Source organism: Desulfatibacillum aliphaticivorans DSM 15576 (assembly GCF_000429905.1).
In the GTDB taxonomy this organism is placed as follows: domain Bacteria; phylum Desulfobacterota; class Desulfobacteria; order Desulfobacterales; family Desulfatibacillaceae; genus Desulfatibacillum; species Desulfatibacillum aliphaticivorans.
Genome location: NZ_AUCT01000043.1, coordinates 12,322 through 38,534, shown reverse-complemented (window position 1 = coordinate 38,534; position 26,213 = coordinate 12,322). Strand labels below are relative to the sequence as shown.

The 26,213-nt window shown below is 54.5% G+C and carries 18 protein-coding genes; 6 read left to right on the top strand and 12 right to left on the bottom strand.

Annotated features, from left to right (window positions below; translation table 11 throughout):
- The 5 genes from G491_RS0125345 to G491_RS0125325 all read left to right on the top strand — a co-directional run.
- A partial coding sequence (locus G491_RS0125345) for an IS4 family transposase (protein WP_028316533.1) occupies window positions 1-313 on the top strand: 313 nt, incomplete at its 5' end.
- Window positions 314-331: 18 nt separating this feature from the next.
- Window positions 332-1,567 (top strand): bifunctional diguanylate cyclase/phosphodiesterase, encoded by a 1,236-nt coding sequence (locus G491_RS32490; protein ID WP_345917606.1) that lies wholly within the window; start codon window positions 332-334, stop codon window positions 1,565-1,567.
- A gap of 95 nt (window positions 1,568-1,662) precedes the next feature.
- A complete protein-coding gene (locus tag G491_RS0125335; protein WP_028316532.1) occupies window positions 1,663-4,101 on the top strand; it encodes a glycosyltransferase in 2,439 nt (812 codons plus the stop codon).
- 2 nt (window positions 4,102-4,103) lie between these two features.
- Complete coding sequence (locus tag G491_RS0125330) at window positions 4,104-5,423, top strand: radical SAM protein (protein WP_028316531.1); 1,320 nt, start codon at window positions 4,104-4,106, stop codon at window positions 5,421-5,423.
- Between the two features lie 760 nt (window positions 5,424-6,183).
- A complete protein-coding gene (locus G491_RS0125325; protein WP_028316530.1) occupies window positions 6,184-7,494 on the top strand; it encodes an acetyl-CoA hydrolase/transferase family protein in 1,311 nt (436 codons plus the stop codon).
- 421 nt (window positions 7,495-7,915) lie between these two features.
- Here the strand turns inward: G491_RS0125325 and typA are convergent, their stop codons facing one another.
- The 12 genes from typA to G491_RS0125260 form a co-directional block, all read right to left on the bottom strand.
- The gene (typA, locus tag G491_RS0125320; protein ID WP_028316529.1) at window positions 7,916-9,766 is read right to left on the bottom strand and encodes a translational GTPase TypA; all 1,851 of its coding nucleotides are present in this window, start codon (window positions 9,764-9,766) and stop codon (window positions 7,916-7,918) included.
- A gap of 273 nt (window positions 9,767-10,039) precedes the next feature.
- A complete protein-coding gene (locus G491_RS0125315; RefSeq protein ID WP_028316528.1) occupies window positions 10,040-10,681 on the bottom strand; it encodes an OmpW/AlkL family protein in 642 nt (213 codons plus the stop codon).
- Window positions 10,682-11,099: 418 nt separating this feature from the next.
- Complete coding sequence (gene topA / locus G491_RS0125310) at window positions 11,100-13,370, bottom strand: type I DNA topoisomerase (RefSeq protein ID WP_028316527.1); 2,271 nt, start codon at window positions 13,368-13,370, stop codon at window positions 11,100-11,102.
- Window positions 13,367-14,494: a DNA-processing protein DprA gene (gene dprA, locus G491_RS0125305; protein WP_028316526.1), complete on the bottom strand. Its 1,128-nt coding sequence runs from the start codon at window positions 14,492-14,494 to the stop codon at window positions 13,367-13,369. The genes topA and dprA overlap by 4 nt, the downstream gene beginning before the upstream one ends.
- A 21-nt stretch (window positions 14,495-14,515) precedes the next feature.
- Window positions 14,516-15,559 (bottom strand): protein translocase subunit SecF, encoded by a 1,044-nt coding sequence (gene secF / locus G491_RS0125300; protein WP_028316525.1) that lies wholly within the window; start codon window positions 15,557-15,559, stop codon window positions 14,516-14,518.
- A 13-nt stretch (window positions 15,560-15,572) separates the two neighbouring features.
- A complete protein-coding gene (secD, locus tag G491_RS0125295) occupies window positions 15,573-17,174 on the bottom strand; it encodes a protein translocase subunit SecD (RefSeq protein WP_028316524.1) in 1,602 nt (533 codons plus the stop codon).
- Between the two features lie 152 nt (window positions 17,175-17,326).
- A complete protein-coding gene (gene yajC / locus G491_RS0125290; protein ID WP_012610326.1) occupies window positions 17,327-17,644 on the bottom strand; it encodes a preprotein translocase subunit YajC in 318 nt (105 codons plus the stop codon).
- A gap of 78 nt (window positions 17,645-17,722) precedes the next feature.
- A complete protein-coding gene (gene purB, locus G491_RS0125285; protein WP_028316523.1) occupies window positions 17,723-19,018 on the bottom strand; it encodes an adenylosuccinate lyase in 1,296 nt (431 codons plus the stop codon).
- A 52-nt stretch (window positions 19,019-19,070) separates the two neighbouring features.
- Window positions 19,071-20,066 (bottom strand): hypothetical protein, encoded by a 996-nt coding sequence (locus tag G491_RS34630; RefSeq protein WP_028316522.1) that lies wholly within the window; start codon window positions 20,064-20,066, stop codon window positions 19,071-19,073.
- A 209-nt stretch (window positions 20,067-20,275) separates the two neighbouring features.
- Complete coding sequence (locus tag G491_RS0125270; protein ID WP_028316521.1) at window positions 20,276-20,617, bottom strand: hypothetical protein; 342 nt, start codon at window positions 20,615-20,617, stop codon at window positions 20,276-20,278.
- 19 nt (window positions 20,618-20,636) lie between these two features.
- Window positions 20,637-21,785, bottom strand: a complete 1,149-nt coding sequence (locus G491_RS0125265; RefSeq protein ID WP_211239171.1) for a sodium ion-translocating decarboxylase subunit beta — start codon at window positions 21,783-21,785, stop codon at window positions 20,637-20,639.
- 116 nt (window positions 21,786-21,901) lie between these two features.
- Window positions 21,902-23,365 (bottom strand): Rne/Rng family ribonuclease, encoded by a 1,464-nt coding sequence (locus G491_RS0125260; protein ID WP_012610331.1) that lies wholly within the window; start codon window positions 23,363-23,365, stop codon window positions 21,902-21,904.
- A gap of 255 nt (window positions 23,366-23,620) precedes the next feature.
- Between G491_RS0125260 and leuS the strand changes: the two genes are divergently transcribed.
- A complete protein-coding gene (gene leuS, locus G491_RS0125255) occupies window positions 23,621-26,212 on the top strand; it encodes a leucine--tRNA ligase (protein WP_028316519.1) in 2,592 nt (863 codons plus the stop codon).
- Window position 26,213 lies beyond the last annotated feature (1 nt).

Sequence of the window (26,213 nt, the reverse complement as noted above, 5' to 3'; positions counted from 1 at the left end):
TGATATTTACAAGGATCGGTGGCAGATTGAGCTGTTTTTCAAGTGGATCAAACAGAATCTGAGGATCAAATCCTTTTTGGGCAATAGCCGAAACGCCGTTCTAACCCAAATTTGGACGGCCATGATCTCGATGCTGATCCTGGCCTATTACAAATGGCGGGCAAAGATAGGAGCAACTCTAACTGAGATGCTCAAACTCCTACAACTTACGCTCATGGAGCGGAGAAATCTCTACGAACTCTTTGAACCGCCAGATCCAGGGGATACACCTATTACTCAGAACCAATTACCCTTGAATTTCAGTATCTTTTAACCGGACAGTAGTGCGTTTATCGTCAAGATTGACCGTTTTTTGATTGCCGGCATCGATAAATCCACCAAAAAGCAAATGCTTCTTTCGGCCTTTGTTACGTTCTGCCACAAAATAAACGCCCTGGTAGTCGCCGAAGGCATAGAAACCAAGGAAGAACTGGAAACCGTCACGGCCATGAAGGTGGACCTGGGACAGGGATATTTTTTGGCAAGGCCCAATAAAAAGCCGGTTTCCTGCAGTTCCGAAGCCAAGAGCGAAATCTTAAGGATCAATCAACCCACGGTCAACGGCTTGGAAGTGGGCAATTTCATCGGCTCCCTGGCCAAATACATTGCGCCTGTAAACAATGACCACAAGGTGGAAGGCATCCTCAAACGATTTGACCTTGAAAAAGATCTTTCCTCGGTCCCCGTAGTCAAGGACAACCGCCCTGTAGGGATTATCCACAAGACCAAAATTTTCTACAAACTGGGCCATAAATACGGCTACGATCTGTTCGCCCGGAAAAACGTGGAAAATATCATGGAAACGGGCATGGTCTTCGAAGCCTCCACGCCCCTGGACGACGTGGCCCGGACCATCATCACGCGGGATTCGACCTCTGTTTACGACGCCCTGATCATCGTCCTCAACGGGTCGTACATGGGCGTCGTCCAGATTCATGACTTGCTGGAAGCCATCACCCAGCAAAAAATCAACATGGCCAAACAGGCCAACCCCCTCACCGGCCTTCCGGGCAACAACCTGATCAAAACGGAAATCGCCGACAGGCTGACCGCAAAAAACATTTTTGCGGTCATGTACTTCGACCTGGACGACTTCAAGCCTTTTAACGACAATTTCGGGTTCGACCAGGGAGACCAGGTCATCCGCCTGGTGGGAAACATCCTGAGGGACATGACCCAGGAGTGGGATCCTTTGGGGTTTGTGGGTCACATAGGCGGAGACGATTTCGTGGTGATCTGCCGGGCCGGAGGCATTGAACGCTTCTGCGAGGCCGTCCTCCATCGTTTTACTGCCGAAAGCCGCAAGTTTTACCCCGAAGAGGTCCTGGAAAAAGGCACATACACCAGCAAGGACCGCAAGGGAGAACAAAGGGATTTCCCCCTTCTTTCCTTGTCCATCGCAATAATCACCACCCGGAACCGGGTTATAGAATCATACGGGCGCCTGGCGTCCCTGGCTTCGGAAGTGAAGAAAAAGGCCAAGACCATCCAGGGCAATTCGTACTACATCGACCAACGCCGTCAATGACGGATTAGCAAGCAAGCAGTGGGACATCTCAATAAAAACGCGCAGCACGCTGAGGAGCATCCACCCACTCTAAAATAAAAATTGAGGAAAACGCCATGAAAACCATGATGCTTAAGACAGACATGCACGTGCACTCCAAGTATTCCAAAAGGCCTTCCGAATGGGTCTTGAGGAAACTGGGGGCGGCGGAAAGCTACACCGAACCCACTGAACTCTACCGCATCGCCAGGGATCGAGGCATGAATCTGGTGACCATTACGGATCACAATTCCATAGGCGGCGCCCTTGAAATCGCCCATCTGCCAGGAACCTTTATCAGCGAGGAAGTGACATCCTACTTCCCTGAAGACGGGTGCAAAGCCCATGTCCTCGTGTACGATATCACCGAAGGTCAGCACCAGGAAATCAGCCTCATCCGCAAGAACATCTACGATCTGGTCAAATACCTCCGGGAGCAGGAGTTGCTGCACGCCATCGCCCATCCCCTGTTTCCCATCAACGACCGGCTTACGCCCCAGCACGTGGAAAAATTTCTGGTGCTCTTCAATATCCTGGAGGCCAACGGCGCACGGGACGTGCTCCAGAACCAGTTCATCAAAAATCTGGTGAACGGGCTGACCAAAGAAAAACTGGAGGAGCTGGCTGACAAGCACAATTTGGAGCCTTGCGGAAAAGCGCCCTGGAAAAAGCAGTTGATCTCAGGCTCCGACGACCATTCCTCCCTGACCATAGCCGCCGCCTACACTCAGGTGGAATGCGACCTGGACGACAAAAACTCTTTTTTGCGGGAGATTGCGGCGGGAAGGGCCGTGCCAGGCGGCAATACTTCCGAGCCCAAAACCCTGGCGCACAATATCTACAGCATCGCCTTTCAATACTATAAACAAAAATTCAGCCTGGACCGCTTTGTGGAAGGGGAGGTGCTGACCAAGTTCATTGATCAGGTCATGAGCCCCTGCCCCGCCGGCGTAGAACCGGATGCAGGGTTTGTGGATCGACTCAAAGGCCTTTTCCATAATTCGCGAAAAGGCCGTTTTTTTAAGGCCGAGCCCCAAAACCTGCAGGAAATGCTTCAAATGGAAGCCCGGAAAGTCATCCTGAACAACTCGGCCATGTACAGGCTGGTCAAGGACCCCTCCCCTCCGCCCATCCAGAAGCCCGAGGTGTGGTTCCGCTTCGTCAACAAAATGAGCGAAACCGTGCTCAAGGCATCGGCCGACAAGGCCCTGGACAAACTCTCCACAGGCAACTTCTTCGACCTCTTCCATATGCTGGGCTCGGCGGGGTCGCTATACACCATGCTCTCCCCCTACCTGGTGGCCTGGGCGGTGTTCGCCAACGGCAGAAACATGGTCCGCAACTGCAAGCTCCATTTTGCGCCGGACAACAAAAGCGTATCCAAGCCGGAGGTCCGCATGGGCCATTTTACGGACACCCTGCACGAGATCAACGGGGTGGCCCTGACCCTGAACATGCAGATAGACATCGCCAGGAAAAACGAAATCCCCCTGACCATGATCACCTGCGGCCCGGAAAACGGCAAGCCCGGCGTCAAGCACTTCAAGGCGGTGGGAGAATTCGGCCTGCCCGAATACCAGGAAATCAAGCTGTACTACCCGCCTCTCATGGAGATGATCGATTACTGCTACGAAAACAACTTCACCCACATCCATTCGGCCACTCCAGGCCCCATCGGCCTGGCCGCCCTGGCCATTGCAAGGGTGCTCAAGCTGCCCATCTACGGAACTTACCACACAGCCCTGCCCCAGTACGCGAGCCTCATCACCGGCGATCCCAATATGGAGGAACTGGGCTGGAAATACATCGTCTGGTACTACGACCAAATGGACAAAATCTACGTGCCTTCCAGGGCCACGGGCGCGGAGCTGGCGGAAAAAGGCATTTCCAAAAACAAGATCAAATTCTACGAACGCGGCATAGACATTGACCGGTTTCATCCCAGAAACCGCAACGGGTTTTACAATTCCCATTTCAACCTGGACGATTCCATCACCAAGCTCCTGTACGTGGGCCGGGTTTCCAAGGAGAAGAACCTGCCTTTCCTGGCAGAAACATTCAAGGAAATGCGCCGCGTAAACGACAAGCTGCATCTTATCGTGGTGGGCGACGGCCCTTATCTCAAGGAGATGAAGCAGGTCCTGCAAGGGGAAAACGCCACATTCACCGGCTACCTCCAGGGCAATGACCTGGAACAGGCATACGCCTCGGCCGACGTTTTTGTGTTCCCCTCCACCACCGACACCTTCGGCAACGCCATCCTGGAAGCCCAGGCCTCGGGCGTGCCCGTGGTGGTCTCGGACGAAGGCGGCCCCAGGGAAAACTGCGTGTCCGGCAAAACCGGGTTTATCGTGCCTTCTCACGACGCCGCAGCGTTCAAAGAAGTGGTGCTCAAGCTGGCATCGGACCCGGAGCTCAGAAAGCAAATGGGCCTGGACGCCAGGGACTACATGCAGAGGCATTCCTTTGAATCCAAATACATGGAGCTCTGGGAAAGCTACGGGAGGGCTGCCTGATTATGGCGACTGCAAAAAATATTTTCGGAGGAATCAGGATCGCCGCGGGCGTTTTCAAGGGAATCAGCCCGGGGCAATTGATCATCCAGTTCACCAACAAGTGCAATGCGACCTGCCCCCAGTGCGGCATGAACAAGGGAAACAAGTTTTCCCGCTCCACACTGGATATGGACGAGTGCAAACGCATTATCGACGCGGCGGCGGTCAAGGGCGTCAAAGCCCTTTCGTTCACCGGCGGCGAGCCTCTCCTGTACCTGGACGAAGTCGCGGAGCTGCTAAAGCACGCGGGGCAAGCGGGAATCGAATACACGCGCACAGGCACCAACGGCTTCTTTTTCGCCAATCCCGGCAGCCCGAATTTTGAGGACAGAGTAAAAAAAGTAGCCGACGCCCTGGCTGACACGCCCTTGCGCAACTTCTGGGTGAGCGTGGACTCCCACGTTCCGGACTATCACGAGAAAATGCGCGGCTTCCCCGGCCTGGTGGAAGGCATGGAAAAGGCCATCCCCATTTTTCAGGAGCGCGGCATTTATCCTTCGGCCAACCTGGGCATCAACCGAAACACGGGGGGCGATTCCACAACCTCGCTGTTCATCCCGCCTGCAATCAAGGACGGCCAAACCAGCGAAACCGTCCTGTTTTACACGGGGTTTAAAAAGGCCTTTGAACACTTCTATCGTTTCGTGAACGACCTGGGATTCACCATGGTCAATACCTGCTATCCCATGAGCATCAATGAAGAGGAAAGCGAAAGCCTGAGCGCGGTTTACGCCGCCACGTCCACGGAAAATATCACGGGATTCACCCCCCTGGAAAAATCCCTGCTGTTCAAGGCCCTGGCCGAAACCATCGGCAAATACAGGCCGGTCATCCGCATCTTCTCGCCGGTGACCTCCCTCAAGGCCCTCCAGGGAGACTATTCCAACGGCCATAAGGAATCCCGCCCCTGCCTGGGCGGCATCGACTACTTTTTTGTGGACGCGGAAGACGGCAATACCTATCCCTGCGGATTCCGCGGCAAAGACAACATGGGCAAGTTCTACGACCTGGATATGAAAAACATCAACCGCAACGCAGCTTGCAGGCTGTGCGACTGGGAATGCTTTCGGGACCCCTCCGAGCTTTTCTGGCCCTTTATGCAAATGGCCCGGCATCCCATCACCCTGGCCGGCCAGTGGATGGAGAACACGACCTCCCTCAAGAACTGGTTCAAGGATCTGGCCTACTACCGCGCCTGCGGATACTTTAACGGACGGGAAGAGCCCAATTACATCAAAATGGCCAAGTTCGCCAAACCCATTTGGCAACCGGCTTTGTATTAATGCCTCTGCCAAAACAATAGCAGGGCTGGCCAAGGCAGGCAGCGTTGGTAAAAAACACTACGCCATAGCAGCCTGAAAGGTTTCCCTTGTTGGGTTTCGCGGGGCTCTACCTAAACCAATTTTTATTTATAAAGACAGTAGGTTGAGTAGAGTGAGTACGGTATTAGAAAGGCCCTTCGGTTGAATCTGCTATTAAGGACGCTCGAAGCCTGGAGGGATTCAAACGAAACCCAACAAAAGGAACTCGACCAAAACCGTCAGACCGCCCATTGATCCCAATTCCAATAATCATTCCCGGTCGCACCTTTTGGCCTCCGGCCCCAGACAAATAAAAACCTTGCCTGGGCTACCCTTTCCAAAGATCGGCCCAGTTCGCCCCAGTCCATTCGCGTTGGAGCCTTTCCCGGCCGCGCTAATGCCTCTTGCATTGCATGCCAGGGCTGGCCGCGGTGAGGAAATGCGTCAGTTTGAAAACAATGCGCACCGGCGCATTTATTCTTTTTCTGGTTTTCCTATATTTTGGTTTTACAGATTGTAAACTCTTTCAACATGCCACTCACTTCGCCTGCGTCCGCCCGGTTGCACACCAAAAGGCCTTTTCATATTAATATCAAATTATTAACCTCATAACTGGTCTCAATTCATTCCTGGCACAAGCGTTGCTCAACGAGTGGTTAACTGCTTCGCCAAGGCCCGGTGACAGTTTTGCTTATCCAAAACCGGGCGCAGCGTTCAAACTAATACAAAAAGGAGAGCCGCCATGGAATGGATGAGTCTTTACAAGCAGAAGCTGACCACTGCAGAAGAAGCCATGTCCCACATCAAATCAGGAGAGAACATCACCTTTTCAGGCGCAAACAGCGCTCCTCCGGACCTGGTCAACGCCTTGTGCAAACGCTATCAGGAACTGGAAAACGTCACCTTGTGGTCCGGGCTGTTGATGTATCCTTTTGAATTCCTGAAAAGGGAATACAAGGGGCATTTGAACTACATCACCACTTTTTACGGGCCCGTGGAAAGGATGTTCGCCGCGGAAAAAAACACGGAGAATTTTTCCTTTCATTTCTCCAACGCGGATAAAGCCTGCTACGGCGTGGCGGATTGGGATTATCTCATGTGCGAAGTGTCTCCGCCGGACTCCAAGGGCTATATGAGCTTCGGCCCCACAGGCATCTACCACAACGGGTTCATGCGCGATCTTGTGAAAAAGGTGGTCGTCCAGGTGAATGATCAATGCCCGTACGTTAACGGCGTGGAAAACGTCATCCACGTGAGCGAGGTGGACGCCATTGTGGAAAGCAGCCACCCTATCCCCGAAATGCCGGAAATCAAAATCGGCGAAGCGGAAATGAAGATAGGCCAGTTGATCGCCGAGCAGGTTCCGGACCGGGCCACAATCCAGATTGGAATCGGCGGGGTGGCCAACGCCGTGGGCCACTTTTTGGACCACAAAAAGGACCTGGGCATACACACGGAATTGCTTACGGATTCCATGGTGGACCTTGCCGAGCGGGGCGTCATCACCAACCGGGCCAAGAACTTCCACCACGGCAAAGGGCTTATCGGCGGATTATGCATCGGCTCCAAAGCCACTTATGAGTTCATCGACCGGAACCCCACATTGACTTTCGCCCCGGTCTACTATGTGAACAACCGCCAGAACATCGCCCGGAACGATAACTTCATATCCATCAACAACGCCTTGTCCGTGGACCTCACCGGCCAGGTGGCCTCCGAGTCCATCGGGTTTTCCATGTACAGCGGAACCGGCGGCCAGGCGGACTTTGTCCGTGGCGCCACCCAGTCCATGGGCGGTAAATCCTTCATCGCCCTCAAGTCGACGTACAAGGGGCGCGACGGCCAGTTGCAATCCCGGATCGTTTCCGTCTTTGCTCCGGGCACCGCCGTCACCAGCGTCCGGGCCGACGTCATGTACATAGTGACCGAGTTCGGCATCGCCTATTTGTGGCAAAAAACCACGTCCCAACGGGTGCAGGCCATGATCTCCATCGCCCATCCCGACTTCCGGGAGCAACTGGAAAGGGACGCTGTGCAGTTCGGATTGTTATAGATTGTTCGATTTACATTTTTGAGTGCTAATTTGATAAATCAGCCCTGGCAAAGCAATATCTTGCCAGGGCTGGAATTTGATGAGGAATTGCTCCGGTGCAATGCGGGGCGCCTCGGCGTACTGAAGCCCCTATTTTTGTTGGGCTTTGCGGAGTTCGAACCCAACAAAGGGAACATGCTCCATTTTTGTCGGGTCGCTTCGCACGAGGCTTCAGAATTCTTTATCATTTCAAGTAGATCCAGAACCCTAAAATTCCAAACTTATCCCTGAAAGCTCCGCATGACCCGACCTACGTCTCGATGGATGCGCTGTTTCCGCCTGACTTGCTCTCGCGCGCAGCGTCATTTTAAAGTTTTGATCAAACTTTTTCAAAAGTTTGCCGCCGGAGGCGCTTTTAATCTTTTTTTGCAGTTCTTCTTTTTTACTGTTCCTTGTTCAAGGCTTTAGCTTTGGCGTTGCGCATCTGGTAACGGGCCTGGCCGGAGAGCACTACTTTGCGCAGGCGCAGGGATTTCGGAGTAACCTCCACCAGTTCGTCTTCCTTGATAAAATGCAGGGCTTGCTCCAAAGTCATTTTTTTCACCGGCGTGAGGGTGACGGCGTCGTCCTTGCCCGAGGCCCGGATGTTGGTCAGCTTTTTTTCCTTGCAGGGATTGACGGTGATGTCGTTTTCGCGATTGTGCTCGCCCACGATCATTCCCTCGTAGACGGGATCGTTGGGAACCAAAAACAGGCGCCCTCTGGGCTCCAGGTTGAACAGGGCGTAGGCCACGGCCGAGCCGGCCCGGTCCGAGACGATGGAGCCGGAAAACCGGGAGGGGAAGTCGCCGCGGTATTCGCCGTATCCCTCCAGGATGGAGTTCATGATGCCCGTGCCCTTGGTATCGGTAAGAAATTCGTCCCTGTAGCCGATAAGGCCGCGAGACGGCGTGGAAAACTCCATGCGGACCCGGCCGGTGCCCTTGTTGACCATGTTGGTCATCTTGCCTTTGCGCATGGAAATTTTTTCCGTAACCACGCCCATGAACTCTTCGCTGCAGTCGATGAACAAGTGCTCGATGGGCTCCATGAGCACGCCTTCCTTCTTCCGGAGGATGACCTGAGGCCTGCCCACTGTGAGTTCAAAACCCTCCCGGCGCATGGTTTCCACCAAAATGGCCATCTGGAACTCGCCCCGGCCCTTGACGATGTAGCTTTCCCGGTCTTCGGCCAGCTCCACCTGGATGCCCACGTTCAACAGGGTTTCCTTGAAAAGACGCTCCTCGATTTTGGAGGACTGCACCAGCTTGCCTTCCTTGCCGGCCAGGGGCGAGGTGTTGGGCCCGAAGCGCATGGATACGGTGGGCTCGTCCACCCGCACGCGAGGCAGGGCCTTGGGTGCGTCCAGGGTGCAGATGGTGTCGCCGATGGTTACGTTTTCGATGCCGGCTAAAACCACGATGTCTCCGGGTTCGGCGCCGGTGATTTCCGCCAGGGAGTTTCCTTCGTAAGACTGGAGCTTGGTCACCTTCAGGGGAATGTGCTTGTCGTTTTCAGACAGGCACACCAACTCCTGGCGTTGCTTCACCCTTCCGTTAAAGACGCGGCCCACGGCCAGCCTGCCCACGTAGTCGGAATAGCTGAGATCGGCCACCAGCATCTGGAAAGGTTCATCAGGATCGTAGGACGGAGGCGGCACCTTTTCCAGGATGGCGTCGAACAGCAGGCGCAGATCTTCGCCTTTATCCTCCGGGGATTCCATGGCGACTCCGTCCCGGCCGATGGCGTACAGATAGGGAAAATCAAGCTGCTCGTCCTTAGCGTCCAGGTCGATGAACAGGTCGTAGATTTCGTCCAGGACTTCGTCCGGGCGGGCGTCCTTGCGGTCGATCTTATTGATAACCACCAGAACCGGCAGGCCCGCCTGCAGGGTTTTCTGCAAAACAAAACGAGTCTGGGGCAGCGGGCCTTCGGAAGCGTCCACCAAAAGCAGGGCGCCGTCGGCCATGGTCAGGGCGCGCTCCACCTCTCCGCCGAAGTCGGCGTGGCCGGGAGTGTCGATGATGTTGATCTTGATGTCCTTGTATTTCACGGAACAGTTTTTCGCCGCAATGGTGATGCCGCGCTCCCGCTCCAGTTCCAGGTTGTCCATCAGTCGGTCCTGGAGCACCGCTCCTTCCCGGAACATGCCGGATTGACGGAACATTGCGTCCACCAGGGTGGTTTTTCCGTGGTCGACGTGGGCGATGATCGCCACATTGCGGATGCCGCTGTTTTGCTCTTTATTCGCCATGGCTAATTTTTCCAGCCTCTTTTTAATAAAAATAAAAACGCGCCTCGGACAGATAGCGCCGCCCATTTCCAGGCGTCCCTGCCCCAAACGCGTGAATCAACTTCCGGAGCGGTTGTGCAACAATTGACGAAATTTTGCAACCCCTATTTTGTTTGAATTCTGTTGGATAGAAAAATGCCTGGCAATAATAGCCTTCTGATCCATGCCAAAAACGAAAAACGCCCCGGGCCGTCCAGCGGCCAGGGGCGTTGCTTTTTTAAAGAATTAGACAGCCTATTTAAAGTAGTATTTGAATCCCAAAGTCGCGGCAAAGGCGTCCAGGTTCGTGCTCTCATGCAGGGTTATAGCGCCGTAATCAAATTCGTATTCCGAGGAATGGTCCGTATATTTCAATTCAACGTCCATGCCGAAACTATCCGTAAAACGGGTTTCCACTCCGCCCACTGCGTGAAAGCCAAAATCATTCTTAAGCTCGATAGAGGGAGCTGAGACTTTTTGATCAAATTCGTTGAAATAGTAGCCCATGCCTATGCCGGCGTAAGGCGTGCAAATGGAATCGTTCGCCCAGTGGCCCCGCACCGTGAAATACACGGGGATTTGCCGGATGTCGCCTACGTCAAGGCTGACGCCGGCCGTCTCCTCCGTAAAAGAGTACTCGGAATAATCAAGGCCAAAAGCCAGGGAGCAGTATTTGTTGAAATAATATGTTCCGAAGACTCCGAATACAGCGGTTTCGTCGTATACGTAGTCGATGTCCCCGCCGGTACTTTCAAACTTATTATCATCCAATACGTTATTGTATCCGGCCTTGAGGCCAATGGCCCACGTGCCGGTTGCATCATCCGCCATGGCCGGTCCGCTGAAAAAAGCAGCCATGACAATAGCTGTTGCCACAATCCAATGAATCTTTTTCATATCCTCCTCCGTTCTAACCAATTGATTATATTAATATTTATGATTAGACGCCGCTATATGGCATAAATGCGCTGCATCCCTTTTTTGGCAACAGGCGGATAGATCGCCCATTGCGCTCAACCCGATCCGGGCGCTATCATAAAGTTTCAGCCATTATGAAAATAACTGAAATATGAGTCGCCCATAGTGTCACAGCCCAAAGGGATTGTCTACTGATTTATTCCATCATCACGCAATACTCATTGGCATTACTCAAAAATAACATCTGTCTTTTTCAAATTATTTGGTAATAAACGAGGTCGAAAAAATTAGCCCAAACGCCGCCTCCGGAACAAAAAACGCCTTGAAGCAAGGGGCGCTCCAAGGCGTTAAGCATGAAAACATTTTTAAAAAAAGGCTAAGCCTTTTTCCCAATCGGCTATTGGGGGTCCTCCCTGTATTTGCAGCCGCGGGCCGGGCATTTAAAATAAACGCCGCTCTTTTTCGTGGATTTTTCCACCAGATAAGGCGATTGGCAGACCGGGCAAGGCTTGTCCACGGGCTTGTCCCAGGTGGCGAAATCGCACTTGGGATATTTGCTGCAGCCGTAAAAGACCTTGCCCCGCTTGGACCTTCTTTCATGAATTTCGCCGTCGCAGCCCTCCACCGGACACTTGATGCCCGTGGCCTGATTTTGCTGGGCGCCGCCGTTCATGGTTTTGGTATTTTTACAGTCAGGATAGCCCGAGCATCCGAGAAAGGTTCCGTAAGGGCCGCTTTTGACCAGCATGGGCTTGCCGCACTTGTCGCAAACCTCGTCGGTCTCCTCGGTTTCGGGAGGCGTTTCCATGACAATGCCGCCTTTGTCGTCCCGGTCGTAATTGCGGGTGAAGCGGCACTCCGGGTATCCCGAGCAGGCCAGGAAGGGCCCGTTTTTTCCTATTTTGATGTGCAATTCCTTTTCGCATTGGGGGCACTTGATGCCGGTGGGCACGCCTACGCCCTTGACGCTGACCATTTTGTCGCCGGCGTTTTCCAGGTCCTGTTTAAAGGAATTGTAGAAAGCGTTCAGAATTTCCAGGGAATTGGCCTGGGAGGTTTCCACCTTGTCCAGGTTGTCCTCCATCTGGGCGGTGAAGGGCACTTCAAAGATGTCCCCAAAGCTGGAAACCAAAAGATCGTTGACAATGAACCCCAACTCGCTGGGCCGGAAATAGCGCTTGACCAGGTCCACGTAGCCTTTATCCCGAATGGTGGACAAAATGGCCGCGTAGGTGCTTGGACGGCCGATCCCGTTTTCCTCCAGCTCCTTGACCAGGCTGGCCTCTGAAAAACGCGGAGGCGGCTGAGTGAAGTGCTGTTTGGGCTCCAGCTTGTTGCACTGAAGGATCATTTTTTCCTCCAGCACGGGCAGCATGATCTTATTGTCGTCCTTGTCCCCATCGCCGGCGTCGTAAACCATGAGATACCCCTTGAACTTCAAGGTGCTCCCTGTGGCGTGAAACATGTAGCGCCCCGCCTTGACGGAAACGGAAGTCTGGTCAAACAGGGCCGGATTCATCTGGGAAGCCACAAAGCGCTGCCAGATCAACGTGTATAAGGCCAATTGATCCTTGGACAAAACGTCCGACACCTGATTGGGAGTGCGGAGCACGTTGGTGGGCCGGATGGCTTCGTGAGCGTCCTGGACTTTTTTCTTGTTCTGGAAAAACCGGGGTTTGTCCGGCCGGTACTCAGGCCCGTACACCTTGCCGATATAGTCCAGGGCTTCCAGGGCGGCCTCGTTGGAAACGCGGGTGGAGTCCGTACGCATATAGGTGATGAGGCCCACGGGCTCTCCCGGGCCCAGGTCGATGCCCTCATAAAGCTGCTGCGCCAACAGCATGGTTTTTTTGGCGGAAAACCGGAGCTTGTGGATGGAATCCTGCTGGAGCTTGCTTGTGGTGAAAGGCGGCAAAGGATTTCTCTTGACCGTTTTTTTAATCACCCGGTCCACCACGTAGGTTTCGCCTTCCAACTCCTTAAGGACGGCGCTGGCCTCCTCTTCATTGGAAACCTTGGCCTTTTTATCGCCTATCTTCAAGAGCTTGGCCGGAAAAACCGGAGGCTCGTCCTTTTGCAGATGGGCGGTGATGCTCCAGTATTCCTCTGGGTCGAAAGCCTGGATCTCCCGCTCCCGTTCACAAATCATGCGCACGGCCACCGTCTGCACCCTGCCCGCGGACAATCCCCGCTGCACCTTTTTCCACAAGAGCGGCGATACCTGATAGCCCACCAGGCGATCCAAAATACGGCGAATTTGCTGGGCTTCGAACTTGCTCTTATCCAGTTCCAGAGGATTCTGCATGGAATTGAGGATGGCGTTTTTGGTCAATTCGTGAAAAAGCACCCGGTGGAAGCGCCGATTTTTACCTTGCAGCAGTTGAGCCGTGTGCCAGGCGATGGCCTCCCCTTCGCGGTCCGGGTCAGGGGCCAGATATATTTCGGACGCATCCTTAGCGAGCTTTTTCAGGTTGGAAATGACTTTTTGCTTGCCGGGAATGACTTCGTATTGAGGCTCGAAATTATTGTCTATATCAATACCGATATTTTTTTGAGGCAGATCCCTCACGTGACCCACTGTGGCGGCCACATTATAATCGTTTCCCAAATACTTTTTTACGGTACGAACTTTTGTGGGTGATTCCACAATGACTAAAGGTTTGCTCACTGTAAACTTGTTCCTCGGGAAAACAGCTTGCCGGGCTCCTGCCTGGCAAGCCCTTTAAGTTCCAATTGTAATAATGACGCGGACAACGCCCCCACCGGCATACCCAGGCGCTGCACCAGGACATCAATGTGAATGGGATACGGTCCCAGCGCTTCTAACACGGTTTGCTCGTCTTCCGCAAGTCCCATGGCTGGCGCCGGCGCCGGATTCAATGGTTCTTCCATGGCCGTGGCTGATCGCGCGGCAGGCTCATGGCTGGAAAGGGCCAGGGCTTCCAAAATGTCCTGGGCGCTTTCCGCCAGCCCAGCGCCTTGCTTGATCAACCTATTGGTTCCGGCGCTTTTATGCGACTCCACGCTGCCCGGCACGGCGAAAACCTCCCTCCCCTGCTCGGCGGCCAAATTGGCCGTGATCAGGGATCCGGATTTTTGGGCGGCCTCCACCACCAGGACGGCTTTGCACATGCCGCTGATAATCCTGTTTCTTATGGGAAAGTGGCGGGCTTCGGGCTCCGAGCCCACAGGAAACTCCGAAATCACCGCCCCGTTTTGGGCGATCTTCTGATAGAGCTCCTCACTTCCCCGGGGATACACCTTGCCCAGGCCGCAACCCAGGACCGCCACGGTTTTTCCGCCTCCCTCCATGGCGCCCTGATGGGCTCGGGTGTCTATCCCCCTTGCCATGCCGGACACCACAACAACCCCTTGATCGGCAAGATCGCGGCAAATTTTAAATGTGGCGTCCAGGCCGTAATACGTCGCGCTGCGGGAGCCGACCACCGCCACGTTCCGCTCCCCCTCCGGCAATTCGCCGTAAACGTACAATAAAGGAGGCGGGTCGGGAATGTGACGCAGCAAGGAAGGATACTCCTCATCCGCGAAAGTGACGATTTTGAAGCCGCTTTGCCGGGCGGCTTTCATGTCATCCAGCACATGGCCGGGCATCTTATGGTTCAAAATGGCCCGGGCCAGCCTGGGGGATATCCCCTGGACGGCCGTCAGCTTTGCCTGGGAGGCTTTGATGACCTCCTCAGGATGCGAAAAGCGCTCCAACAAACGGCGAAACAGGAGGTTTCCGATTCCGGGAACGCTTTTCAAGAAGAACCATGGATAATATTGGTCCATGCGCCCTCGTTCAATTTTTTATTACGCCGCCTCCCCGGATGCTTTCTGCCAAGCCAACAAAATGGGACTGGCGACAAAAATGGATGAATACGTACCAATGAGCACGCCGATGAGCAAAGCAAAGGCGAAATCCGCAATAATGCTGCCGCCGAACAAATACAGGCAGACCACCACGACCAACGTGGTCAGGGAGGTCAGCAAGGTGCGGCTGAAGGTTTCGTTGATGCTTCTGTTGATGATGAAATCAAGCGCCCTGCGTGTGTGCCTGGTCTTGTTTTCGCGAATCCGGTCGAAAACGATGATGGTGTCGTTCAGCGAATAACCCACGATGGTGAGCAGAGCCGCAATAATAGGCAGGTTGAATTCCTTGCCCACCAGGGAGAACACGCCCACGGTGATGATCACGTCGTGAATCAGGGCCACAATGGCGCCCATGGCGTATTGCAGCTTAAGCACCCAGAATCCCGCCACGGCGATCACCAGGGCCACGGCGATCTGCGCCGGGATGCCCAGGTCGAACTTGTCCATAAAATAGGCCACGCCAATAATGGCCAACGCCATGACCAGGGGCGGAATCCATTTAAGCTCGAATCGGCCGGAGATATACACGGTGATGAACAGCAGCGCGTAAAACATGGCCATGAGGGCTTGTTCCTTCAAGTCCTTGCCCACCTGGGGGCCAACCATATCCACCTTTCCAAGCTCCACTCCGGTTCCCAAAGTCTGCTCCAGGACGGCTTCGATCTGTTCGGCAATGTCAGAGCCTTTTCCGTCTGCCACATCCGTCCGAATCAGGAATTCGGTCTGGCCTTCCACATGGGTTTCCTGAACAGTGGCCTTCTCAAGCCCGATGGTAGCCAGGGCGCTGCGCACCTCCTGCGCCGTGGGCAGCGTCTCGAATTTGAAAATCATTTCCGCGCCGCCGGCGAAGTCAACGCCCATCTTGGGGCCGCCGTGCATGACCAGGGAAACCAAGGACACGGCTATCAGAATTGCTGAAAACACATAGGCAATAAAACGTTTGCCGATTATGTCAATATTTATGCCGGGTTTAATCCACTCCATAATTACGCCTTCCTTATATGCTCAGTTTCCGCACGTTGCGATAGTACAGGAAATAGTCGAAAATCAACCGGGACACCACAATGGCCGTAAACATACTGGCCGCAATGCCGAAGCACAACGTGACCGCGAAGCCCTTGACCGGACCGGTTCCAAACTGCAGCAGCACGAATGCCGCCACAAAGGTGGTCACGTTGGCGTCCAGGATGGTGATGGTGGCTTTGGAGAATCCGGAGTCCACGGCAAAGGCCGGGGCCTTGCCAGTCCGTATCTCTTCCCTGATGCGCTCAAAAATAAGCACGTTGGCGTCCACCGCCATACCAATGGTCAGGATGATGCCCGCAATGCCCGGCAGGGTCAGGGTGGCGTCCAGCAGGGCCAGGGAGGCTAAAATCAATACAACGTTCAATATTAGCGCTATATTGGCGATGAGGCCTGCGCCCATGTAGTAGACCGCCATAAAGACCACGACCAAAACAAACCCGATGAGCATGGCGTTGGTGCTGGTCTTGATGGAGTCCTTACCCAAGGATGCGCCCACGGTGCGCTCTTCCAGTATCTTGAGGGAAACCGGCAAGGCGCCCGCCTGGAGGATGATGGCCAGGTCGCTGGCTTCCTGCATGTTTCCGATTCCGGTGATCACGGCCTGTCCGCCGCTGATCTTTTCCTGAATAACCGGCGCGGAGAAAACCCTGCCGTCCAGGACGATGGCCAGGGGCTTGCCCACGTTCTCGCCGGTAATCCGGGCGAACTTGAATCCGCCTTTTTTATTGAATTCAATCGAGACCACGGGCTCGGAAAACTGGCCTTGCATGTTGGCGTAGGCCTTTTCCAAATATTCACCGGTCAGGAGGACCTTTTTCTTCACAAGATAAGGCCTGGAAGACACCCGGCCTTGGGCGTCCACATGTTTGGAGTACAAAATTTCCGTGCCCGGAGGGGGCCTCCGGTTGATGTAGTCCCGCACCTGGTCTTGCCTGTCGTCCAGAAGCCGGAACTGAAGCTGGGCCGTGCTCACCAAAATATCCTTGGCGCGCTGGGTGTCGGTGACGCCCGGAAGCTGAACCAGGATGCGCTTCTCGCCTTGCTTGCGGATGTCAGGCTCGGCAACGCCCAGCTTGTCAATCCTGTTGCGGATGGTCTCCAGGGCCTGATCCCGGGAGGAATCCATGATGGCCTTTTGGTCGCTTTCGGGCAGGGTGAATGTGCAAACCGTGTTTTCCCCCTGGGGGTCGTAATCGGGAACCAGTTCGCTCATCTCCTCGCCGGCCCATTTCTTGAACTTATCCAGAGCTTCGCTGCCAATGATGGTGACGGTCAGAGTGTCTCCATTGATCAAGTCCTGATCCTTGCTGCGGATATGCTCCCGCCGCAACCCTTCCTTCAGGTCGTCGGAGTAACGGTCCATGGTGCTGACAACCGCTTCCTGAGTCTGCACCTCCAAAACCAGATGCATGCCGCCTTGCAAGTCCAGCCCCAGATTGATGACCTTGTGAGGCCAGGCTGTATGATCTTTATCTTTATCGACGAACCATTGATTTACGGTCGGCCACAAGAATAAAAGCGCCAGAGCCAGCACAATTGCAACCAAAGTTAAACGGAATGTGAAGTTTTTCAAAACGGTGAACTCCCTTTATGACCGGTCGCCTCCAAAGGCGGCGACTCCAAAATTCCCCCCAATTATCAGGCCGAAAACCCTGGGCTGATCCTTGGAGCAACGAATAAGCGAATCGCCCGTCCGCTGTTTTTGTAAACGCCTGACTGGGCCGCCTATTTTCCGGGTTGAGCCAGTCCTGCGATGCCGCTCCGGGCGATCTTCACGCGTACGCGATCCGCAAGCTCCAGGGTGACGGTGCTTTCATCCAAACCGGTGATTTTTCCGTACAAACCGCCGTTGGTGATAATCTTGTCTCCCTTTTTCAAGGCGTCCAGCATTTGCTGATGCTCCTTTTGCTTTTTCTGCTGGGGCCTCATGATGAGAAAATAAAAAATTAAAATCATCATGCCCATCATGCCGAAAAAGGCAAGATTGTTCTGCTGGCCCGCCGCCTGCCCAATTACCATGGTGCTTAAAAATGAATCGATCAAAACTGCCTCCTTTTAATATCCGCCTCCGGGTTAAGGCTTTTCCCTCGGGCGTCGATTTTTTTCTAAAACCCGGATTGATTATTCGCCGAAGACCCTTTGGAAAATCGTGTCCACATGTTTGAAATGATAATCCAGGTCGAAAATTTCCTCAATAGCTTCTTTGCTCAGGTGCGCCCCTATGTTCGGACAGGCAAGGACCAAGGTCTTAAAATCAGCGCCTTCGTCCCAAACGCGCATGGCCTGGGTCTGCACCATCTTATAAGCGTCCTCCCTGCTCACTCCGGCCTCGGCCAGAGCCAAAAGAATCTGCTGGCTGAAAATAAGGCCCTTCATGAGGTTCAGGTTTTCCAGCATACGGTCTTTGTTGACCACCAGATTGCCCACCAGGCCGGAAACGCGGTGGAGCATATAGTCAATCAGGATGGTGCTGTCCGGGCCGATAACCCTTTCCACCGAGGAATGGCTGATGTCCCTTTCGTGCCACAGGGCCACATTCTCCATGGCCGCAATGGCGTTGGCGCGCACTACCCGGGCCAGGCCGGACATGTTTTCCGACCCAATGGGGTTGCGTTTGTGGGGCATGGCCGAAGAGCCTTTTTGGCCCTTGGAGAAGTATTCCTGGGCTTCCAGGACTTCGGTTCTTTGCAGATGCCGGATTTCCACGGCGATTTTGTCGATGGTGCAAGCCATGATGGCCAGGGCGGAAAAATACTCCGCATGCCTGTCCCGCTGGATGATCTGGGTGGACGCAGGCGCCGGTTTAAGGCCCAGCTTCTTGCAGACCAGGGCTTCCACCTCGGGCGGTGTGTTGGCGAAGGTGCCCACGGCGCCGGAAACCTGGCCGTAGCTGATGGTTTCGATGGCGTGCTCGATGCGCACCCGGTTGCGTTTGACTTCATCGTACAACACGGCCATTTTCAGGCCGAAGGTGATGGGCTCGGCGTGAATGCCGTGGGAGCGCCCCACCATGGGGGTGAACTTATGCTCCATGGCCTGCTTCTTGATGGCGGCCAGGAGCTTGTCCACGCCTTCGAGGATCATCTCGCCGGCTTTCTTCAAAAGCCAGGCGAAACTGGTGTCCAGCACGTCCGAAGAGGTCATGCCCTTATGGACGAATCGGGAGTCCGGCCCCACGTACTCGGCCACATTGGTCAAAAAAGCGATGACGTCGTGCTTGGTTTCCTTTTCAATCTCCAAAATGCGCTCGACGTTAAAGTCCGCTTTTTCCGCTATATTTTTGGCCGCTTCCTTGGGGATGATCCCCAATTCCGCCATGGCTTCACAGGCGGCGACTTCCACCTTAAGCCAAGCCTTGAAACGATTTTCGTCGTTCCAAAGGGCGCCCATTTCTTCCCGGGTGTATCGTTTGATCATGTTTTCCTCGTTTTATCAGACCAATGGCCCATATTTTTACTACTGCTTTTAGCTAATTGTCGCTAACCGGCAGCCAAAGCGTATCTCCGTCAAATTGGATCATGTTGACCTGGCTGTAGTCGATCTGGCGCAGCAGGTCGAACACATGGGTCATATTATAAACCACCACCTTGCTCAAGGGCTGGATCATGTTCAGGTCCTGATCCACCTGCCGGGTCTTCAAATTATAGATGGCTACCATATTTTCGGAAAATTTCAAGATTTTACCGACGCCGGAACTGAATCCGCCATTGGAAGGCTCGTCCGCCAGGGGCGAAAGCCTCACGCCCTGATGGGCGAAAAATTCGTCCAAAAGTTTGAAATGAATGTTCCAAATGTTGTCGCCCGGCTGGACGACATAGACGCCGAACTCGCTGCGGCCTTTAGGCCTGGAGGCGGGCGGGGCGGGGCTGCCCGGTCCGGTGGAAGCGCCGGCGCCGCCGGCCTTTTTGGAAGCCGTCCCTCCCTGCCGGAGATTTGCTTCTTGCGCTTCTGCAGCGGTTGCGCTTTGAACCGTGTCTTGACCGGCGCCGTCTGCAGCGGGCTTGTTTTGCGCCATCCTGAGGCCGCCTTTTCCGTCCGGATTGATTTCATCCACGACAATTTCACCGCGGCTCAGCTTGACGTCGTCCATAATCTCTTTCATGGACACCGTGTACTCGCCCACCTTGATGGACTCATCCTCGTTCACGATCATATCCAGGCTCTGGTTCACCCCGTACTTGGCTTTGCGCTCATCCATGAGGTCGGCCATGTCCTGGTCCTGGTCCCCCTGTCCGTCAACCTTATTATAATCAATGACGACAGGCTCTTCTTCCTGAACGGCGCCTTGCCGGGCCGCCGGGACGGATTCTTGGGCGGCGGGAGCTGGCGCCGTTTGCGGTTTTTTGGCGTCCTCGCCGCCTTGATAAACGAGCAAGACAATGACGCCGGCGGCTATAATCACCAAAAAAAAGGCTAATACGCCGCTCTTCGAAACCCTTTGCCCTGAGGATGCTGTTTTGGCCATGAATCGCTTTCCCCCCGGTGCTGGATTAGTATTCAATGCGGGATGTGAGTGTTCAGTTAGGGGTTTTATGGTTTCCCGGGACCGGAAATCGCCCGGCCCCGGGATGGTTTATCAAAACCTGCTCTCCAAGCTTGTCCGCACTATCGCTGAGCGGGTCTTGCCATGGAGGCCTTGGTTTGTCAAGGGGATGCGCCTGTTTTAACGCACTGCTATTTTGACGCCTGGGCCTGAGCCTTTTTCTTGGCGTCTATGTTCATGAAGATGCGCCCGGAGACCTGCATGATCACCTGGATGACGCCCAACACAATGAAGATGCCCACAAACCGGATGATCAGGGTGTAGATGGCGATGGCCCAATCAAAATCCGGATCGCTGGGACGGCTGTTTCCGTCAATGAGCTTTTCGCCGCCGTCAACCGCCTTTTCCACGGCCTGGCCGCTTGCGTGAACGGTTGCCGGAATCAGCGCCATGAAGCCGCCCAGGGTTATTGCAAGACAAAGCCCCAGAACCAGGAGGGCCTTGCCAGCGGAATATTTCGTATTTGCAAACATTGTAAATTCCCTCCTTTAATTAACCGAACATGGCGATGAACATACCGGCCGCGGCAGCGCTGCCGATAACCCCGGCCAGGTTGGGGCCGATGGCGTGCATGAGCAGGAAATTCTGCTTGTCTTCCTGCTGGCCTGTAACCTGAGCCACGCGAGCCGCCATGGGCACGGCCGAAACGCCCGCCGCTCCAATGATGGGGTTGATCTTATCCTTTATAAACAGGTTCATAATGTGAACCGTCAACACGCCGCCCATGGTGCAGATGGCGAAATCAAGAAGGCCGAAGCCAAAAATCATCAAAGGCTTGGCGCTCAGGAACTTGTCCCCGGCCATGGTGGCACCCACCGAGACGCCAAGAAAAATAGTCACGATGTTCATGAGCGAGTTTTGCGCCGTGTCGGAAAGCCTGTCCACAACCCCGGACTCACGCATGAAGTTGCCCAGCATCAACATGCCCATCAGCGGAGTGACCGCCGGAATCAGGATGGAGATGACCATGAACACGGACAAGGGAAAGATGGTCTTTTCCAGCTTGGAAACGGGCCGAAGCTGCTTCATACGGATAAGGCGCTGCTTCCTGGTGGAGAACAGCCGTACAATGGGAGGCTGAATCAAAGGCACCATGGCCATGTACGAATACGCCGCCAAAGCGTTGGCCCCTAATAGGTCCGGCGCCAGCTTGGCTGTCAAGTAGATGGTGGTGGGACCGTCCGCGCCTCCAATGATGCCGACCGAAGCGGCCTCTCTCAGGGAAAAATCAAAGAATAAAACGCCCAAAAAGGTTACGAAAACCCCAAGCTGGGCGCCTGCGCCGATGACCATGGTCCTCGGGTTGGCGATCAGAGGTCCGAAGTCGGTCATGGCGCCAAGGCCTAAAAATATCACGCAGGGGATTACTTCCCATTCCACCCCATAGTGATAGAATATTTCAAACAGATGACGTTTGCCTGCTTCGTCAAATCCCATGAGCGGCACATGGGGGAAGTTCACCGCCACGATTCCAAACCCAATGGGTAAAAGCAGCAGCGGCTCATATTTTTTCGCCACCGCCAGATAAATGAAAAAGAACCCGATGGCCCACATGGCCACCATTTTGATGTCCAAGGCGAATAACCCGGTCTGCGTGGTGAGGATCTGCATCAACACGTCAATAAAATCATGCCAACTCATTTGTCTCCCTCTCTGAAAGTCTGTTTTTCACCATATGGCGTCCCCCCGCCAATACGAACACGGCTTTTGGAGCTTAAGTCGAGAAGTAGTAGAAAAAAAAGGAGAGACCGTCAAGCCTATTTTTCGGCGTGAATATGGGATTCACCTGGGACAAGACCTTTGTCCGGCCTTATGACTATGGTCACATCATGCCGTAATTCCAGGTCATTCAACTCTCGGCGCTTCTTGTTTAACAGGTACTCCGCCACATTGGCCGGAACCATGCCTTCCATGCTTTTAACGCCTTCCTTGATGATTTGAGACCTCAGCTTACGCAGAAAATCCAGGGCCATGGTTTCCAGGGACGGCACCCTGCCCTTGCCGTGGCAATGGGGGCATGTAAGATAGCTTCCGTAGTCAATAGAGGGGCTTATGCGCTGGCGAGACATCTCCATAAGCCCAAACTGGGAAATGCGGCCGATTTTCATACGCGCCTTGTCCAACTTGGCGTGCTGCCGCATGGCCTTTTCAACGGCCGTGCGATTTTTGACGTCCCGCATATCGATAAAATCCACCACAATCAGGCCGCCCAGGTCGCGCAGGCGCAATTGCCGGGCGATTTCCTCGGCCGCTTCCAAATCGGTTTTGAGGGCGGTTTTCTCCACCGACGCTTCCTTGGTGGACTTGCCTGAGTTCACGTCAATGGAAACCAGGGCCTCCGTGGGATGGATTACAATGCTTCCCCCGGACTTCAAGTTGACCTTGCTCTCAAAGATGGAGGCGATCTGCATTTCCAGTTGATACTTGGAAAATATGGGCCGTTCCTCTTTGTGCAGGCGCACCACCTTTTTTCTCCGGGGCGCGATGACGGACATGAACTCCTTGATTTCCTCGTAGGCGTTGGGATCGTCCACCAGGATGCTGTTCACGTCCGCATTGAAATTGTCCCGCAAAGAACGAATGGCGAGGCTTTGCTCTTTATTGAGCAGGGCCGGGGCCTTTTCTTCAATGCCTTTTTTATTGATGGTCTTCCAAAGCCTGTGCAGATGCTTGATGTCCTGGGAAATAACGGACTTGGTGCCCTTTTTGCCCACGGTGCGGACAATCACCCCGAATCCCTCGGGAATCGTGCAGGAATCCAGGATCTTTTTCAGGCGGACCCGCTCCTCCTCCTCCTCGATCTTCCGGGACACGCCCCGGGTCTTGCTGCCCGGCATGAGCACGACATACCGGCCGGCCAGGGAGATGAAGGTGGTGAGCATGGCCCCTTTTTTATCCACGGGGTCTTTGGTGATCTGGACCAAAAGCTCCATCCCCGGCTTCAGCAAATTCTTGATGGCTGTATCCCCGGAATGGGTGTCCATAAAATAATCGCTGTGAATTTCATTTTTCTGCAAAAACCCGTGGCGATCAGCTCCATAATCCACAAACACGGCCTGAAGGCTAGGCTCCACCCGGGCGATGACGCCCTTGTATACGTTACCGCGGGTGATTTCCCGGGCGGCGGTTTCTATATGGAATCCTTCAAGATTGTTGTCTTTGACAATCGCGATGCGGCACTCCTCCGGGTCTACCGCATTTACAAGAATTCTTGTTGTCATTGGCGTTAAACTTTCATTATGGTTAGGGTTCTTTCTTGCTTGCCTATTAGATAGAAATAAAACGCAATGAAGTCAACGGAATTCTGGGGGTTATAACGCGATGAAATAACCGCCTGCTCCTTGCCAAACGCCCTGAGTTGTGGCATGGATGAAAGTTGATAGTATAGGCCCTGACCATGGAAAGCCGGGAGGGACCAGCCCGGTTTATATTACTGACAACTCTCTTAAGCCCCTGTATGTGAAAGGCATTTTGGCATGGATGAACGCTACGACCCCAAAAAAATAGAAGGCAAATGGCAGGCCCATTGGGACGCCGCCGGACTGTTCAAAGTGAAGGAAGACCCCTCCAAAGAGAAGTATTTTCTTATGGAAATGTTTCCCTATCCGTCCGGAAAAATCCATATGGGGCATGTTCGCAACTACTCTATCGGCGATGTGGTGGCCCGGTTTAAGAGGATGCAGGGCTTTAACGTCCTTCACCCCATGGGCTGGGACGCTTTCGGCATGCCCGCGGAAAACGCGGCCATCAAAAACAACACCCATCCTGCCAAATGGACATACGAAAACATAGCCGCCATGGGCGCCCAGCTGAAAGCCATGGGTTTTTCCTACGACTGGGACCGCGAAATAGCCACCTGCAAGCCCGACTATTACCGCTGGGAGCAATGGCTCTTTGTGCAGATGTTCAAAAAAGGCATGGTCTACCGCAAGGAAGCCAGCGTCAACTGGTGCCACACCTGCCAGACCGTTCTGGCCAACGAGCAGGTGGAGCAGAACATGTGCTGGCGCTGCGGCGACGAGGTGGAGCAGAAAAAGCTGAAGCAGTGGTTCTTCCGGATTACGGACTACGCCGACGATCTGCTGGAGCACTGCGACAAACTGCCCGGATGGCCCGAGAAGGTCGTCACCATGCAGAAAAACTGGATCGGCAAAAGCCACGGCGCCGAAATCCTCTTTTCCGTCAAGGACAGCGACGTAAAGATCAAGGTCTTCACCACCCGGCCCGACACCTTGTGCGGCGCAACCTTTATGTGCCTGGCGCCCGAGCATCCTCTGGTTGAGGATCTGAGCAAAGGCACGGCCCAGGAAGCCGTCGTCCAGGAATTCGTCGCCCGCATGGCCAAGCAGGACAAGGCAAAACGCACCGCGGACGACAAGGAAAAGGAAGGCGTGCCCATTGGCGCCCAGTGCATCAATCCCCTGACCGGCAAGACCATGGAAATCTATACGGCCAACTTCGCCCTCATGGAATACGGCACCGGCGCGGTCATGTCGGTTCCCACGCACGACCAGAGGGACTTTGAGTTTGCAACCAAATACGGCCTGGAAAAAATCGTGGTTATTCAGCCCGAAGGCGAGGCGCTTTCGCCCGAAACCATGACCGAAGCCTATACGGACCCGGGCGTGCTGGTGAACTCGGGCCAATTCGACGGCATGAAAAACACCGACGCCATGGAGGCCATCGCCCAATACCTGGACGAGAATGACATGGGTAAAAAGACGGTCCAGTACCGCATTCGCGACTGGGGCATCTCCAGGCAGCGCTACTGGGGCGCTCCCATCCCCATGATCCACTGCCCGGATTGCGGCATCACGCCCGTGCCCGAGGACCAGCTGCCCGTGATTCTGCCCGAGGACGCCAACCTGCTGGAAGGCGGCAAGTCGCCCTTGCCCGAACTGGATTCCTTCGTCAAGACCACCTGCCCCCAATGCGGCAACGAAAACGCCCGGCGCGAAACCGACACCATGGACACCTTTGTGGAGTCCAGCTGGTATCCGGAACGCTACTGCAGCCCCAAGTGCGACGACGGCATGTTCGATGTGGATGCGGTCAAATACTGGATGCCCGTGGATCAGTACATCGGCGGCGTGGAGCACGCGGTCATGCACTTGCTGTACTCCCGCTACTTCACCCGGGTGCTGAACGACTTCGGCCTGGTGGACTTTAAAGAGCCTTTCACCCGGCTCCTGACCCAGGGCATGGTCTGCAAGGAAACCCTCAAGTGCCCCGAGCACGGCTGGCTGTTTCCCCATGAAGTGGAAGGAAGCGGCGACGAACGCACCTGCACCAAGTGCGGCAAGATTGTTGAAGCCGGCCGCGTGGAAAAAATGTCCAAGTCCAAATTGAACGTGGTGGACCCGGAAGAACTGCTGGCAAAATACGGCGCGGACACCATCCGCCTGTTCTGCCTGTTTGCGGCGCCCCCGGAACGGGACCTGGACTGGAGCGAGGAAGGCGTGGAAGGGTCCTACCGGTTCCTCCAGAGGGTCTGGCGCATGTTCGCCGCCCATATGGACGAGGTCAAGGACGCGCAGCCCTTCGAGGGAAGCCCGGACGACCTGGACGGCTATCTCAAGGACCTGTACAAGAAAACGCACCAGACCATTAAAAAGGTCACCGAGGACATTGACGGCAGGTTCCATTTTAACACGGCCATTTCCGCGGTCATGGAACTGGTGAACATGGTCTACGGCCTGAACGACAACCTGCAGGACGAAAAACGCGCCGGCGTGCTTCGCGCCGCCGTGGAGGCCGTCATCCTGCTGATTTCGCCCATGACGCCCCATTTTACCGAAGAGTTGTGGAGCCTGTTCGGAAAAACCCAGTGCGTCCTTGAAACCCCTTGGCCCGCATGGCGGGAAGACGCCCTGACCGCCGACGAGGTGGTTGTGGTGCTCCAGGTCAACGGCAAGCTGCGCAGCAAGCTGAACGTGCCCCTGGACACGGACGATGAAAAGATCAAGGAAATGGCTCTGGCCGATGAAAAGGTCCAAAAGTTCATGGGCGGCAAGCCCATTCGCAAGGTGATCGTGGTCAAGAACAAACTGGTCAATGTGGTGGTTTAGC